Raw genomic sequence first — 14953 nt, 5'->3', positions numbered from 1 at the left:
TTACCTCCAGAACCCGGATCTTGCCATCAGAACTTGGCGCGGCCCGCGCTGGCGCCGGTTGACCGGGCCGCCCCCGCCACCATGCTTTGGGCGAGGGCGGCCGGTTCAGCTGGGTTGCGGATCTGTTGCAGGCTGTGTCGTACGGGGTGAGTCGGCTGCCTGCGGGGTTTGGCCCGCGGTCTCCAGGCATTGGCGGGCAAACCGGGCGAGGCCCAGCAGGGCGTTTCTCGCGGAGCGCAGGTAGAACGCCTGCAACTGGAACACATGCCAGCGGCCCTGGTGGATTTCCAACTGGCAAGCCACCCCGGACTGCCTGGCACGCTCGGCCAGGCGCGTGGAGTCGGATAGCAGCAGTTCCTGGTCGCCCACCTGGATCAGCATCGGTGGCAAGCCGCGCAGGTCTGCTTCCAGGGGGCGGTGGCTCAGTGCTTGAACGGGCGCTGCGTAGGCCTTGAGGGCTTGCTCCAGCCAGTCGCGGCGGATCATCGGGTCGGCCTCCTGGCGCGATTGCATGCTGGCGCCGCCCAGGTCCGGATCGGTGACCGGCGACAGCAGCATCAGCCCGGCGGCAATCCCGTCACCACGCTCCTTCAGGGCCAGGGCCAGGGCCAGCACCAGGGCGCCGCCGGCGGAGTCGCCGGCAATCAGCAGCTTGTCCGCCGGGCAGAGCTGGGCGCGGATCGCGTCGTAACAGGCCAGGCAATCCTCCAGCGCGGCGGGGTAGGGGTGTTCCGGGGCCAGCCGGTAGTCCGGCACCCACACCGCGCAGCCGCTGCCCCTGGCCAGGCGGCTGGTGACGCTGTAGTGAGAGCGCGGGCTGCCCAGGCAGAAGGCGCCACCGTGCAGGTAGAGAATCACCCCCTTGGGCGCCCTGGTTCCGGCGTCGACAATCTGCAACGAGAGCCCGTCCAACTGCATGCTCCGGCGGTTCACGCCCAGGCAGCCGGGCATCAGCCATGACAACCGGTCGACGATCTTGCGCTGGCTGGCCAGGGCCCGGGGCGGGCCGATCAAGGCCCTGAAACTGACCCGCAGGAAAACCCGCAGGAAGGCTGCGTTGGCCCGCTCCAACCAGTCCCGGGGGGCGGCTATGCGTTGCCCGTCGCAGGCTGGGGATTGGGTGTCCAGCGGGCTGGACAGGCGATAGGCCGCCAGCCCGGCATAGCGCGCCAGCCAGCGGTAGGACCAGGTGAAGCCTGGCCAGTTGGTGCTGTTGTGCCCCCGTTCGTCGACATACCAGCTCTTGCAGCCGCTCCACACCGAAGTGGCCAGGCGGCGCTGGATGCCCAGTTGAAAGCGCTGGTGGCGCTGCTCGTCCACTTCCACATGGCTGGCGCCGCTGTCCAGCAGGGCCTGGCGGGCCTGCATGACGTGGGAAATCTGGCTTTCCAGCATATGGATGATGGAGTTGTGGCCCAGGTTGGTGTTGGGCCCGTAGAGCATGAAGAAGTTGGGAAAACCCGGCACGCTGATGCCCAGGTAGGCCGCCGCGCCACCTTGCCAGGCCTGGTTCAGGTCGAGCCCGTCGCGTCCGGTGATGCGCATGGGCGAGAGGAACTCGGTGGCGGCGAAACCGGTGCCATAGATGATCGCGTCCACGGCGTGTTCCTCGCCGTCCAGGGTTTCGATGCCGTGCTCGGTGATCTGCCGGATGCCTCGGGTCAGCAGGTGCACATGGGGCTGGTCGAAGGTCTTGAGGTAGTCGTTGGACAGCAGGATGCGCTTGCAGCCGATGGGGTAGTCCGGGGTCATCTGGCGGCGCAGTTCGGGGCTGGCGACCGAGGTGTGCAGCAGCTTCTTGAACGGGCCACCGACCACCCATTTGGTCAGGCCCTGCAGGCGCGTGAAGCCCAAAGCCCGGGATTCGAAGTGCAGGTAGTGGGCCGCACGCACCAGCTTCATCTTCCAGGGTTGGCGCAGGAAGCGCTGCTTTTCCTCGGCACTGTAGGGGCGGTCGGCCTTGGGCATGATGTAGGCCGGTGAGCGTTGGAAGACCTTGAGTTCGGCCACCTGCCTGGCAACCTCCGGGACGAACTGGATGGCCGAGGCGCCGGTGCCGATCACCGCCACCCGCTTGCCCGCCAGGGGATAGTCATGATCCCAGTGGGCGGAGTGGAAGACCCGGCCGCGGAAGCTGTCCATGCCCGGCAGGTCGGGCAGGGCCGGGCGGCTCAACTGGCCGGTGGCGCTGATCAGCAGGCGGGCGGCATGGCGCTGGCCATTGGCGCAGGTGACATGCCAGCAGGCATTGGCGGTATCGAATTCGGCATGGCGCACCTCGGCGCCGAAGCGGATATGGGGTGTGAGCTCATAGACGCCGGCACAATGTTGCAGGTAACCATGGATTTCTGCCTGGGGCGCGAACACCCGGGACCAGTGCGGGTTGGGTTCGAAGGAAAACGAATACAGGTGCGAGGGCACGTCGCAGGCAGCGCCGGGATAGCTGTTGTCGCGCCAGACGCCGCCCACGTCCTGGCCTTTTTCAAGAATGACGAAACGGTGCACGCCCGCCTTGCGCAGGGCGATGGCCATGCCCAGGCCGCCAAAGCCGCTGCCGATGATGATGGCCTCCAGCGGTGTGGCCGAGTCGGGGGCGGGGTGTGTAGCAGGTGCGAATTCGCGCATGACGACCTCGTTGTTATTGTTGTGCGGCGCAGGGTTGATGCTCCCGGGGCCACTTCCTTGTTTCTGCGGTGCAGCCCCGATCAGTGAAGCATGCGGGGAATAAACCGTGGACCCCATGCTGTAACGGGACAAGTGCTTTAGTATTTGGGCCAACACCTTTCTTCACGAGCCGCGCCCATGAGCACTCAGTCGTTCACCCGGGGACCGTCCAGCGCCTTGCTGCTGCTCGGTTTCGGCTGCGAAAAGGGCTTGGCGTCAGCGCGGTTGCTGGCCGGTTGCGGGCTGTCCCGGGAGCAGTTGCAAAACCCCAACAGCCTGCTGTCGGCGGCCCAGGAGTTGCGCCTGGCCAGTAACCTGCTGGCGCTGCTCGGCCAGCCCCGGGGCCTGGGGTATGCAGTGGGGGCGCGTTATCACTTCTCCACCTATGGCCTGTTCGGCTACGGCCTGATCAGCAGCGCCACCCCGGCGGATGCCCTGGCCCTGGCCTTGCGCTTCCTGCCGCTGACCTATGCCTTTGCCGAGATCGGCTACCGGGTGGAGCCGGGGCTCGGGGTGCTGACATTTGCCGAGCCTCGGGTGGCGGACCCCTTGTTGGCGCAGTTCCTGTTACAGCGGGACATGGCGGCCGCCGCGACGCTGATGCAGGAAATAGTCGGTGCGGATTTTCGCCTGCTGCGTTTCGGTCGCAGTGTCAGCCCTGAGCTGGAAGGGGACGAGCCGGCGCAGATTCTCGGGGTGCCCGCCGACTATCGGGCCGACGCCAATACCCTGGCCTTCGACCGGCGTTTCCTGCAACGGCCCTTGCCCCAGGCCAACCCGCTGACGGTGGCCATGTGCGAGCAGATGTGCGCGCAGTTGCTGGAGCGGCGACAGGCCCATCAGGGGGTTGCCGCGCTGGTCCGCCAGCACCTGGATGCCCTGCCGGCGGCAAGCGTACCGGACTTGCCGGCCATGGCCCGGCTGCTATGCACCAGCGTGCGGACCTTGAAGCGACGCTTGCAGGAGGAGGGCACCTGCTATCGGCAGGTACTGGCCGGGCATCGAGGCGCCCGGGCCCTGGAGTTGCTGGGCAATCCGCGGCTGAGCCTGTCCCAGGTGGCCGAAAGGCTTGGCTTCAGTGACCTGTCGAGTTTTTCCCAGAGCTTCAAGCGCTGGTTCGGCGTGGCCCCCAGCGTGTATCGCCAGGAGCGCTGCGGATAAAGGCCCCGTGCTGGCGTGCTGTGGCTATAATCGCTGCTCGCTGTATTCCCGCCATTCCCTGTCGAGACTGTCATGACTATTTCCCTGTACGCCGCTTCCGTTCCTGTCTTCAAGCAAATGCTCAATGCCTTGAGCGACGTGCTGCACAAGGCCGAAGCCCACGCCACGGCGAAGAACATCGAGCCCAACGCCCTGCTGCAGGCGCGCCTGTACCCGGACATGTTCCCACTGGTGCGCCAGGTGCAGATCGCCGTGGACTTCGCCAAGGGCGTATCGGCGCGCCTGGCCGAAGTCGAGTTGCCCAAGTACGACGACACTGAAACCACCTTCGCCGACCTGCAGGCGCTGATCGCCAAGGTCCTGGCCTTTATCGACGGCATCCAACCGGCGCAGATCGATGGCAAGGAAGGCATCGAGATCGTGACCCGTCCGGGCACCCCGAAAGAGAAGCGCTTCAGTGGCCAGTCTTACCTGCTGACCTACGGCCTGCCGCAGTTCTTCTTCCACGTCACCACCACCTACGCAATCCTGCGTCACAACGGTGTGGAAGTGGGCAAGCGCGACTATATGGGCGCGTTCTAAACCCCAGGCGATAAAAAAGCCCGGCCAGGTTGACCCTGGCCGGGCTTTTTTGTGGCCGTTGGATCAGGCGGCTTGCGCCTTGTCTTCCTGGGCCATGCACGCGGCGGCGGTGAAGAGTACGTCGGTGGAGGAATTCAGCGCGGTTTCCGCCGAATCCTGCAGAACGCCGATGATGAAGCCTACGGCCACCACCTGCATGGCGATTTCGCTGGGAATGCCGAACAGGCTGCAGGCCAGGGGAATCAGCAGCAGCGAGCCGCCGGCCACGCCGGAAGCACCGCAGGCGCAGATGGCCGCGACCACGCTGAGCAGCACGGCGGTGGGCAGGTCGACGGCGATACCGAGGGTGTGCACGGCGGCCAGGGTCAGCACGGTAATGGTGATTGCCGCGCCGGCCATGTTGATGGTGGCGCCCAGCGGGATCGACACCGAGTAGGTGTCTTCATGCAGGCCCAGGCGCTTGCTCAGTTCCAGGTTGACTGGAATGTTGGCCGCCGAGCTGCGGGTGAAGAAGGCGGTGATGCCACTTTCGCGCAGGCAGGTCAGCACCAGCGGGAAGGGATTGCGGCGGATCTTCCAGAACACGATCAGCGGGTTCATCACCAGGGCCACGAACAGCATGCAGCCGATCAGGACCGCCAGCAGGTGCAGGTAGCCGAGCAGGGCGTTGAAGCCCGAGGTGGCCAGGGTCGAGGCCACCAGGCCGAAGATCCCCAGGGGCGCAAAGCGGATCACCACGCGCACGATGACGGTCACCCCGTTGGACAGGTCATCGAGCACGGTGCGGGTGGTCTCGCCGGCATGGCGGATGGCCACGCCCATGCCAATGGCCCAGGCCAGGATGCCGATGAAGTTGGCGTTCATCAGGGCGCTGACCGGGTTGTCCACCACGCTCAGCAGCAGGCTTTGCAGCACCTCGGTGATCCCGCCGGGCGCGCTGATGGCCACGTCGTGGGTGGACAGCACCAGGGCGGAAGGAAACAGGCTGCTGGCGATCACCGCGACCACGGCGGCGGCGAAGGTACCCAGCAGGTAGAGCACCAGGATCGGCCGGATATGGGTTTCCTGGCCGTGCTTGTGGTTGGCGATGGAGGCCATCACCAGCACGAACACCAGGATCGGGGCCACGGCCTTGAGCGCCGAGACGAATACCTTGCCGATAAAGGTGGTGGATTTCGCCACCTCCGGTGCCAGCAGTGCCAGGGCGATACCGGCGATCAGGCCGATAACGATCTGCGTGACCAGGCTCAGGCGTTTGAGGGAATGCAGAAAGGAAGGGGGTGAAGCGCTCATAGCGGTATCTCTGTTTTTTTTAATGTGCGGAGCCTGCCGGTCGCCAGCGCCGGTGGTTGAACCGCCAGGCACAGACGCAGTCTGAAAAGGCGACGGGCGATCGAGACGTTTGAAGGGTAGACGAACTCGACAGGGCCTGTTTTCAGCAGGGGGCGGACTTTATCACAGCAGGCCGGGGTTACCGCGTCGATGTGACGATCTGCCACTTGCCCCTTGCAGAGCCGTGCACGCGGTGGTTGCCCGGAGCCGGGCGCACTCTGTTAAGATTCGCCATCCCCTTTTTCTATCCAGTCAGCGGGCCCTTCGGGCTGTCGCTGCTGTCGCTGTTTCTGGAGTTCTGCATGCTGTTGCCCATCCTGCTGTTGTCGGCCGCCGGTTTTACCGTGCTGACCACGGAGTTCATCATCGTCGGCCTGTTGCCGTCGATTGCTCGCGACCTGCAGGTCAGCGTGTCCCAGGCCGGGCTGCTAGTGACCCTGTTCGCCTTTACCGTGGCTGCCTTCGGGCCATTTCTGACCGCCTACTTCGCGCGTTTTCCCCGCAAGAAGCTGTTTATCAGCGTGCTGGTGATGTTCGGCCTGGCCAATACCCTGGCGGCGCTGGCGCCGAACATCTGGGTGATGTCCCTGGCGCGGCTGGTGCCGGCCCTGGGGTTGCCGGTGTTCTGGGCCCTGGCCAGCGAGACGGCGGTGGACATCGTCGGCCCGGACTACGCCGGGCGGGCGATTGCCAAGATCGGCTTTGGCATTGTCTGCGCCACGGTGTTCGGGATTCCCGTGGGCACCCTGATTGCCGATGCGTTCGGCTGGCGCAGCGCCTTCGGCATCCTGGCGGTGGTGGCGTTCGCCAAGGCCCTGTTGCTGTTTATCTACCTGCCGCAAACCCGCCAGCACAACGAGCAGGTGAGCCTGCGGGCGCAGTTTCGCATCCTGCGCAGCCCGCTGATGCAAGGGCATGTGCTGCTGTCGATCCTGGTATTTAGCGGCATGTTTACTGCCTACACCTACCTGGCGGACATACTCGAGCGCCTGGCCGGGTTCGACGGTGCATTGGTGGGCTGGTGCCTGATGGGCTTTGGCGCGGTGGGCCTGATCGGCAATTCCCTGGGCGGCCGGGCGGTGGACCGTCACCCGCTGATCGCCTCCATGGTGTTCTGCGCACTGATGATCGGCGGCATGGTAGCCCTGGTGCCGAGCATTCATTCGACCCTGGGGCTGGCAGCGGCCATGGCCATCTGGGGCGTGACCCAGGCGGCGATGTTCCTGGTGAGCCATGTGCGCTTGATCAAGGCGGCTCCCCAGGCGCCGGCCTTCGCCGCTTCGTTGAACATTGCCGGGGCCAACCTGGGCATTGGCCTGGGGGCAATGGTCGGCGGCCGGGTGATCGATACCCTGGGCCTGGGCAGCCTGGGGTTCGCGGCCTCGGGTTTCATTCTGCTGTCGATCGCCCTGGCGCTGCTGCTGATGAAGCTCAAAGCGCCGAGTGCCTGCGCTTCCTGATCAGAGATTGAGGGGCGTGAACAATTCCCGTCGCGCCCCTTCGGTAATGGCCACGATGCCGGGGTGCTTGACCTTGCGCTCCACGGAAATGGCGTAGAACGACTCGGCCACGGCATCGGTCTGGCCAATCAGTTGCACTCCGTACTGTTGCATGACCTCGTCGGCAATCACGCTCGGGGCGATGAAGATTCCACTGCCGGATTGGCCAAAGGCCTGCATCAGGGCGCTGTCGTCGAATTCACCGATGATCCGTGGCTGCAACTGTTGCTCGGCGAACCAGCGCAGCAGGCGGCTGCGGACCACGGTTTCCTGCCCGGGAATCAGCAGTGGCGCGCCGTGCAGGCCCCGGGGGAAGTCGGCGCCGTGCCGTCGCGCCAGCTCCTCGGTGGCGAAGAAACTGATGCCGCATTCCCCGAGCTTCTGGCTGTAGCCCTTGATGTCCAGGTGCGAGGGCATCGGGCTGTCGGAAATCACCAGGTCCAGGCGCTGGATGGCCAGGTCCGCCAGCAGGCGTTCGAGCTTGTCTTCGCGGCAGGTCAGGCGGATCGGCTCGCTGAGCTCCATGGTCGGGGCGATCAGGCGATAGACGATGGACTTGGGCACCACATCCGCCACGCCGACCCGGAACTGGATCTGCTGTTCGTCGGGGCGGGCGCGGAGCATGGCTTCCAGCTCGCCCCCGAGCTGGAACATCTGCTCGGCGTAGGGCAGGGCCTGGCGTCCGGCTTCGGTCAGCTCCAACTGGCGGCCAACCCGGCGAAACAATTCGATGCCGTAAGTCTGTTCCAGCAGGCTGATCTGGCCGCTGATGGTTTGCGGGGTCAGGTTCAACTGGTCGCAGGCGCGGACGATGCTGCCGGTCTTGGCCACAACCCAGAAATAATGCAGCTGGCGGTAGTTGAGCATGGGCACATTCAGTTCGTAAAAAGCGAAGTATAACTGCTAAAAAAACGAATTTTCCTGAAGTATCACTCTCCTTAGAATGCCTCGCTATCGCCGGGGCCCTACTTGGTCCCGTCCGTTCTATCGAGGAATACGGCATGTCTTTCAAAACCTTGGGCGCAGCGTCGCTGCTGGCCCTGTCTATGCTGACCCTGGCGGGTTGTGACCAGGCGGAAAAAAGCGCGCAGCAGATGCTGGGCAAGGCGGCGGAGTCGGCCAAGCAGGCCATCGACGATACCCACAAAGCGGCAGAACAGGCGCTCAGCGATGCGACACAGAGCGTGACCGGCAAGGAAAAGCCAGAGGACGACAGCGAGAAGAAACCAGCGCCTGCGTCCCAGGAAATCTGATCTTTCATACAACCGAGTCAGGATTGACCCATGGATTACCTTTTACAGCTCGCTGCAAGCCCCACCGCCTGGGTCGCCCTGGCCACCCTGGTGGTGATGGAGATCGTGCTTGGCATCGATAACCTGATCTTTATCTCCATCCTCACCAACAAGTTGCCGCAAAAGCACCGGGCCAAGGCACGACGCATCGGTATCGGCATGGCCTTGATCCTGCGCCTGGCGCTGCTCAGTACCATTGCGTTCATCGTCCAGCTCACTGAGCCGGTGATTGAAGTGATGGGGCAGAGTTTCTCCTGGAAGGACATGATCCTGATTGCCGGTGGCCTGTTCCTGGTGTGGAAAGCCACCACGGAAATCCACCACAGCATGGACCCTGAACCTGAGCAGGCCAAGAACGAGACTCCGGGCGTGGCTATCGGCTTTGCCGCAGCGATCGGTCAGATCCTGTTGCTGGACATGGTGTTCTCCATCGACAGCATCATTACTGCAGTCGGCATGACCGAGCATTTGCCGATCATGATCATTGCCGTGGTGGTGTCGGTGATGGTGATGCTGCTGGCGGCCGAACCGCTGGCCAAGTTCATCAATGACAACCCGACCGTGGTGATGCTGGCCCTGGGCTTCTTGATCATGATCGGCATGACCCTGATCGCCGAAGGTTTCGGCGCCCATGTGCCCAAGGGCTATGTGTATGCGGCGATGGCCTTCTCGGCGGCCATTGAGAGTCTCAACATGCTGGCCCGCCGGGCCCGGCAGAAGCGTCAGGCGGCCCATAGCGACGCTTGATCCGCAGCCATGACTGGCGGCCGCCTGTACTCCTTGGAGTCAGGCGGCCGCTTTGTTTCAGGGGTAGGGGAAACCTTGATCAGTGGGCAGCGGCAGGACGCCGGGCGCTCTTTCCAGCCTTGATGGCGGGGGCTGCTTGCCGGGGCTGATGGTGGTGGCGGCGGGTGATGCGCAGCACGCCCCAGAGCATAGCGGCGGCTACCGCCAGCCAGCCGAGGATCAGCATCAGGATGGTCGTTGTCAGGCTCATAAGTGCCTCCTTTATGCCCCGTGCGGGGCACACACTCTTAACAATCGACAGTCTAGTAGCCTATGTGTTTCAAGCTATTGACCAATAGTCGAGAGTCTTCGAACACTTCGCTCTATGGTTTTCAATTAACTGGCGCCTAACGCTATACCCTTGCCCGCGGGCGCCCTATTATCAGGGCCCCAGCCGGAGGCGGGTCGCCCGGTGTCTGAATAGAGAGCAAAGATGGTGCGGGTATTTCCTCGGTTTCGAGTGGCGCTGCTGGCCAGCGCCTGTGTCTTGGCCCTGGCCGGTTGTGCCGGTAGCGTGCAGCCTGACATCCAGCGCCTGCCGGAACGTGTCGAACTCAACAGCGTGCCGTCTTTCCGTGGCCAGATGTACCAGAGCGGCCCAGGTGCACTGGCCAGCATGCTGTCGCAGCAGGGCGTGGTGATCACGCCCGGTCTGCTGGACAAGCCATTGCATCTGCCGGGTGCCGAGGGGCAGTTGCAGCAGAACATGCAGAACCTGGCGCGTGAATACGGCATGGTCGTCTATCCCCTGGATAACCAATTGTCGGCGTTGCTGACGCAGGTGGCGGCGGGTTACCCGGTGCTGGTGCGCTTTACCGAGGGTTCGACATTCTGGGCTGAGCCGCGCTATGCCGTACTGGCCGGCTACAACCGCGACAAGCAGACAGTGCTGTTGCGTGGGGCGAAAAGCCGTCGGCAACTGATGAGCTTCAGCGAGTTCGAGTCATCCTGGAAGAGTGCCGGCAGCTTTGCGGTATTGATCCAGGCCCCCAACCAGTTGCCGGCCAAGGTGGATCGCCAGCGTTGGTTGAAAGCCGTCAATGAATTGGCCCAGGCCGGCCAGGAGCAGGCGGCAGCCCGGGCGAGCAAGGCACTGGACAGTCATTGAGTGTGCTACAGACAACAACGGCGCCTGAGGGCGCCGTTGTTTTTTGCCGGGTATCAGTGTGAGGCCTGGGGAGCGGCGACCTGACGGTTCTTCAGGTTCTTGTCCGCTTTGTAGCGCAGGGCGACGTCCGGTACCGAGCCGCTCTTACCGGTTTCGACCCAATTGCGGATGCGGCTGGCATCGGCGAAGTGGGTGTATTTGCCGAAGGCATCGAGAATCACCAGCGCTACCGGGCGATTACCCATGCTGGTGACCAGCACCAGGCAGTGGCCGGCCTGGTTGGTAAAGCCGGTCTTGGTGATCTTGATGTCCCATTTTTCCTTGTTCACCAGATGGTCGGTATTACGGAAGCCCAGGGTGTAGTTGGGCTTGCGAAAGGCTACGGTCTTTTCCTTGGTGGTACTCAGTTCGCTGAGCAGCGGGTACTTGCGCGAAGCCACCAGCAACTTGCTCAGGTCACGGGCGGTGGAAACGTTGTGGATCGACAGGCCTGTAGGCTCCACGTAGCGGGTGTGGGTCATGCCCAGGGACTTGGCCTTGGCGTTCATTGCTGCGATGAACGCCGCGTAGCCGCCCGGGTAGTGATGGGCCAGGCTGGCGGCAGCACGGTTTTCCGAAGACATCAGGGCGATCAGCAGGGTGTCCCGGCGGCTCAGCTCACTGTTGAGCTTGACCCGGGAGAACACCCCTTTCATTTCCGGGGTATCGCTGATGTTCATGGAGATGTATTCGTCCAGGGGCAGCTTGGCGTCCAGGACCACCATGGCGGTCATCAGCTTGGTCACCGAGGCGATGGGGACTATCACGTCCGGGTTGCTGGAATAGATGACTTTGTTGGTCTGCAGATCCAGCAGCAGGGCGCTGCCGGACGCGATATGCAATTGTGAAGTGTCTCTTGGCGCCGCGGTGGTTTCGCTGGCGTCGACGCTGTGCGCGATCAGTGTGCCGGACACAGCAAACAACAAGCTGAGAATGGAGAGACGAATTTTCACGCGGGCGGACTCGATAAAGAATGGATATGCCGTTGGCTAACGGGCTTTCTGGGAAAAACGTTACATTTTATGAGTATGGCTGAAGAACTGTCGATTGTTCTTCCACGGTCAGCCGAAAGCCCTTAAAAATAAAGAAAAAACACGTTTTTTTCCTGAACGGTAGGGCTTTGCGCAGCAATGGGCGTGGGCTAAGAGTCAGGGGTGATAAAGAGCCCGGGTGGCCTTTAATTTCAGAATAAAAAAACCCGCCATTGGCGGGTTTTCTGTTGCGGGGCAGCAAACTCAGCTGTGCAGCGATTCGGCTGCGTACAGCGTGTTTTCCAGCAGGCAGGCGCGGGTCATGGGGCCGACGCCACCAGGTACTGGGGTGATCCAGCCGGCGCGGGGCAGGGCGGTTTCATACACCACGTCACCCACCAGCTTGCCGTCGTCCTGGCGATTGATGCCAACGTCGATGACGATTGCGCCTTCCTTGATCCACTCGCCCTTGACCAGGCCCGGCTTGCCGGCAGCTACGACTACCAGGTCGGCACGGCCGACATGACCAGCCAGATCCTTGGTGAAGCGGTGAGTCACAGTCACGGTGCAACCGGCCAGCAGCAACTCCATGGCCATCGGGCGACCAACGATATTGGAAGCGCCGACAACCACTGCATCCATGCCGTACAGATCGGCACCGGTGCTTTCCAGAAGGGTCATGATGCCCTTGGGGGTGCAAGGGCGCAGCAGTGGAATGCGCTGGGCCAGGCGACCGACGTTATAAGGATGGAAACCGTCCACGTCTTTGTCCGGGCGAATACGCTCCAGTAATAGAGAAGCGTCCAGGTGCTCGGGAAGCGGCAACTGCAGCAGGACGCCATCGATGTTCGGATCATCGTTGAGGCGGTCGATCAAGCCGGCCAGGTCCTCTTGAGTGGTGTTGGCGGGCAAGTCATAGGCTTGGGAAAGGAAGCCGACCTCTTCGCAGTCTTTACGCTTGTGCGAGACATAAACTTGAGAGGCCGGGTCGCTGCCGACCAGAATCACCGCGAGGCCTGGAGTACGCAGGCCTTGCTGGCGACGCTCGGCGACGCGTTTGGCGATCTGCTGGCGCAGGCTAGCGGCGATCGCCTTGCCGTCGATTAGTTGTGCAGTCATGACGCGTGATTAACCATCGAGAGGGTGAGAAAAAGAGAACGCATTCTCGCATGTCGGAACGTGAGGGCAAAGGCGCTTGGTCTGCAAATTCCCCTAAGCCCTTTAATTAAATGAATTTTTTTCAAAAAAGAGTTGACGACCTAACGGACCGTCTATAACATTCGTCGCACTTGTCGGGCACAGCCTAGCACTGGTTAAGAAGGTCGGGCAGAGTTGATGTTTAACTCGTAACGACTGAAAGCAATTAGTTTGTAATCGTTAAAGAATACAGATTAATAAGGCGCCCGTAGCTCAGCTGGATAGAGCATCCGCCTTCTAAGCGGATGGTCGCAGGTTCGAGTCCTGCCGGGTGCGCCATTAGGCAGCTTTGGCACAAGTAACGCAATATGGTGGGCGTAGCTCAGTTGGTAGAGCACAGGATTGTGACTCCTGTTGTCGTGGGTTCGATCCCCATCGTCCACCCCATATTCGAAGAAGGCGCCAGATTAATAGTCTGGCGCCTTTGCTTTAAAAGCTTGTTACGCGGACGTGGTGGAATTGGTAGACACACTGGATTTAGGTTCCAGCGCCGCAAGGTGTAAGAGTTCGAGTCTCTTCGTCCGCACCAATAAAGTAGCTAGTTAATAGCAGATAACGGCGCAGCACCTGAAAAGGGCTGCGCCGTTTTCGTTTCTGGATTCGATACCTCTAAGTGGCTGCATCCGATGAGCCGGTTGAGTGGCAGAATGTTGTCCTTTGGTCGTTGAAGGTTCCGGGTTTCAGCTATTGGCTGGCGTTTTTCAGGGGTGTGCTGAACGACTCCTTCTATATATAGAAGGGTTGAAGTAGAGGCCCTGGTTTGGTTCGCAATATTTGCTCTCATGGCGAGGCTCAATCCTTTGTCCCCGCCTTCACATTGCCGGCGGTTTTTTACCCGTTTTCAGTAGGGTGACTTCTTGAGTTTGACCCTCTAGAATGCATGCCCTTGATTCTGGGGTCGGAAAACGGCCGGCTAACGTCTGTGCAACGAGGAATATCCATGCAAGTTTCTGTTGAAAATACTTCTGCTCTTGAGCGCCGCATGAGCATCACCGTGCCGGCTGAGCGCATCGAGAGCCAGGTCAACAAGCGTCTGCAGCAGACTGCCCAAAAGGCCAAGATTCCAGGCTTCCGTCCTGGCAAGGTTCCAATGAGCGTGATCCGTCAGCGTTATGAGGCTGATGCGCGTCAAGAAGCAGTAGGTGATGTGATCCAGGCTTCCTTCTATGAAGCCGTTGTCGAGCAGAAGCTGAACCCTGCCGGCGCTCCTTCGGTCGAGCCTAAAGTGCTGGAGAAGGGCAAGGACCTGGAGTACGTTGCCACTTTTGAAGTGTTCCCAGAGTTCACTGTTGCCGGTTTCGAAAACATCGCCGTTGAGCGCCTGAGCGCTGATGTGGCTGATGCCGACCTGGATAACATGCTGGAAATCCTGCGCAAGCAGAACGTGCGTTTTGAAGTGGCCGATCGTGCTGCGCAGAACGACGATCAACTGAACATCGATTTCGTTGGCAAGGTCGACGGTGAAGTCTTCGCTGGCGGTTCGGCCAAGGGTACCCAGCTGGTGCTGGGCTCGGGTCGCATGATTCCTGGCTTCGAAGAAGGCCTGGTAGGCGCCAAGGCGGGTGAAGAGCGCGTCCTGAATCTGACCTTCCCTGAGAACTATCAGAACCTGGATCTGGCCAACAAGGCCGCCGAGTTCACTGTGACTGTCAACAGCGTTTCCGAGCCTAAGCTGCCAGAGCTGACCGAGGAGTTCTTCGCTCAGTTCGGTATCAAGGAAGCAGGTCTGGAAGGCTTCCGCGCCGAAGTTCGCAAGAACATGGAGCGCGAGCTGCGTCAGGCCATCAAGTCCAAAGTGAAGAATCAGGTCATGGACGGTCTGCTGGCCTCCAACCCGATCGAAGTGCCGAAGGCGCTGCTGGACAACGAAGTTAACCGTCTGCGCGTTCAAGCTGTCCAGCAATTCGGTGGCAACATCAAGCCGGATCAACTGCCAGCCGAGCTGTTCGAAGAGCAGGCCAAGCGCCGCGTGGTGCTGGGTCTGATCGTTGCCGAGGTTGTTAAGCAGTTCGATCTGAAGCCTGATGAAGACCGCGTTCGCGAGCTGATCCAGGAAATGGCTTCGGCTTATCAGGAACCTGAGCAGGTCGTGTCCTGGTACTACAAGAACGAGCAGCAATTGAACGAAGTTCGTTCGGTTGTGCTGGAAGAACAAGTTGTGGATACTGTTCTGCAGAAAGCTAGCGTGACCGACAAATCGGTCTCCTACGAAGAAGCGGTCAAGCCGGTAGAAGCACCTCAAGCCGACTGATTTTCTTCTCGTTCGAAGCACACACCATAAGCCAGCCTTCGCGCTGGCTTATGCGTATTCAAGACGTGACT

At 61.6% G+C, this 14953-nt stretch carries 13 protein-coding genes and 3 tRNA genes; 10 read left to right on the top strand and 6 right to left on the bottom strand.

Annotated elements, in window-relative coordinates:
- Positions 1–105 precede the first annotated feature (105 nt).
- Entirely contained in the window at positions 106–2625 is a 2520-nt protein-coding gene (locus tag AC1RMG_RS21015) for a flavin-containing monooxygenase (protein ID WP_493170149.1), read from the bottom strand.
- Between the two features lie 177 nt (positions 2626–2802).
- Here AC1RMG_RS21015 and AC1RMG_RS21010 point away from each other — a divergent pair, with 177 nt between their 5' ends.
- Positions 2803–3825, top strand: a complete 1023-nt coding sequence (locus tag AC1RMG_RS21010) for an AraC family transcriptional regulator (RefSeq protein WP_410040521.1) — start codon at positions 2803–2805, stop codon at positions 3823–3825.
- A 72-nt stretch (positions 3826–3897) separates the two neighbouring features.
- Positions 3898–4407 (top strand): DUF1993 domain-containing protein, encoded by a 510-nt coding sequence (locus AC1RMG_RS21005; RefSeq protein WP_011062285.1) that lies wholly within the window; start codon positions 3898–3900, stop codon positions 4405–4407.
- A gap of 63 nt (positions 4408–4470) precedes the next feature.
- Here the strand turns inward: AC1RMG_RS21005 and sstT are convergent, their stop codons facing one another.
- Positions 4471–5700: a serine/threonine transporter SstT gene (sstT, locus tag AC1RMG_RS21000; RefSeq protein WP_011062284.1), complete on the bottom strand. Its 1230-nt coding sequence runs from the start codon at positions 5698–5700 to the stop codon at positions 4471–4473.
- 341 nt (positions 5701–6041) lie between these two features.
- Here sstT and AC1RMG_RS20995 point away from each other — a divergent pair, with 341 nt between their 5' ends.
- On the top strand, positions 6042–7199 hold the full coding sequence (locus tag AC1RMG_RS20995; RefSeq protein WP_019092848.1) for an MFS transporter: 1158 nt from the start codon (positions 6042–6044) through the stop codon (positions 7197–7199).
- Here the strand turns inward: AC1RMG_RS20995 and nhaR are convergent, their stop codons facing one another.
- Positions 7200–8105 (bottom strand): transcriptional activator NhaR, encoded by a 906-nt coding sequence (gene nhaR / locus AC1RMG_RS20990; RefSeq protein ID WP_019092849.1) that lies wholly within the window; start codon positions 8103–8105, stop codon positions 7200–7202.
- 134 nt (positions 8106–8239) lie between these two features.
- On the opposite strand from nhaR, the gene AC1RMG_RS20985 reads away from it, so the two are divergent.
- Together AC1RMG_RS20985 and AC1RMG_RS20980 are read left to right on the top strand one after the other, a co-directional pair.
- Positions 8240–8491 (top strand): hypothetical protein, encoded by a 252-nt coding sequence (locus AC1RMG_RS20985; protein ID WP_011062281.1) that lies wholly within the window; start codon positions 8240–8242, stop codon positions 8489–8491.
- 30 nt (positions 8492–8521) lie between these two features.
- Positions 8522–9277, top strand: a complete 756-nt coding sequence (locus tag AC1RMG_RS20980) for a TerC family protein (protein WP_493170146.1) — start codon at positions 8522–8524, stop codon at positions 9275–9277.
- A gap of 79 nt (positions 9278–9356) precedes the next feature.
- On the opposite strand, the gene AC1RMG_RS20975 is transcribed toward AC1RMG_RS20980, so the two are convergent.
- On the bottom strand, positions 9357–9527 hold the full coding sequence (locus AC1RMG_RS20975) for a hypothetical protein (protein ID WP_011062279.1): 171 nt from the start codon (positions 9525–9527) through the stop codon (positions 9357–9359).
- A gap of 222 nt (positions 9528–9749) precedes the next feature.
- On the opposite strand from AC1RMG_RS20975, the gene AC1RMG_RS20970 reads away from it, so the two are divergent.
- Positions 9750–10424 carry a PA2778 family cysteine peptidase gene (locus AC1RMG_RS20970; protein ID WP_493170144.1) on the top strand — a complete coding sequence of 225 codons (675 nt, stop codon included), beginning with the start codon at positions 9750–9752 and terminating at the stop codon, positions 10422–10424.
- Between the two features lie 53 nt (positions 10425–10477).
- Here AC1RMG_RS20970 and pbpG read toward each other — a convergent pair whose 3' ends face one another.
- Together pbpG and folD are read right to left on the bottom strand one after the other, a co-directional pair.
- The gene (gene pbpG, locus AC1RMG_RS20965) at positions 10478–11416 is read right to left on the bottom strand and encodes a D-alanyl-D-alanine endopeptidase (protein WP_011062277.1); all 939 of its coding nucleotides are present in this window, start codon (positions 11414–11416) and stop codon (positions 10478–10480) included.
- A 282-nt stretch (positions 11417–11698) separates the two neighbouring features.
- Positions 11699–12553, bottom strand: coding sequence for a bifunctional methylenetetrahydrofolate dehydrogenase/methenyltetrahydrofolate cyclohydrolase FolD (folD, locus tag AC1RMG_RS20960; protein ID WP_011062276.1), 855 nt, complete (start codon positions 12551–12553; stop codon positions 11699–11701).
- Positions 12554–12833: 280 nt separating this feature from the next.
- Between folD and AC1RMG_RS20955 the strand changes: the two genes are divergently transcribed.
- The 4 genes from AC1RMG_RS20955 to tig all read left to right on the top strand — a co-directional run bounded on the left by AC1RMG_RS20955 (position 12834) and on the right by tig (position 14882).
- Positions 12834–12910 (top strand) — tRNA-Arg (locus AC1RMG_RS20955).
- A gap of 32 nt (positions 12911–12942) precedes the next feature.
- A tRNA-His gene (locus AC1RMG_RS20950) sits at positions 12943–13018 on the top strand.
- A 57-nt stretch (positions 13019–13075) separates the two neighbouring features.
- A tRNA-Leu gene (locus AC1RMG_RS20945) sits at positions 13076–13160 on the top strand.
- Between the two features lie 411 nt (positions 13161–13571).
- Positions 13572–14882, top strand: coding sequence for a trigger factor (tig, locus tag AC1RMG_RS20940; protein WP_011062275.1), 1311 nt, complete (start codon positions 13572–13574; stop codon positions 14880–14882).
- Positions 14883–14953 lie beyond the last annotated feature (71 nt).

The organism is Pseudomonas sp. GW822-FHT04H02, assembly GCF_058800645.1.
This window is presented reverse-complemented; position numbering and strand designations above follow the sequence as displayed.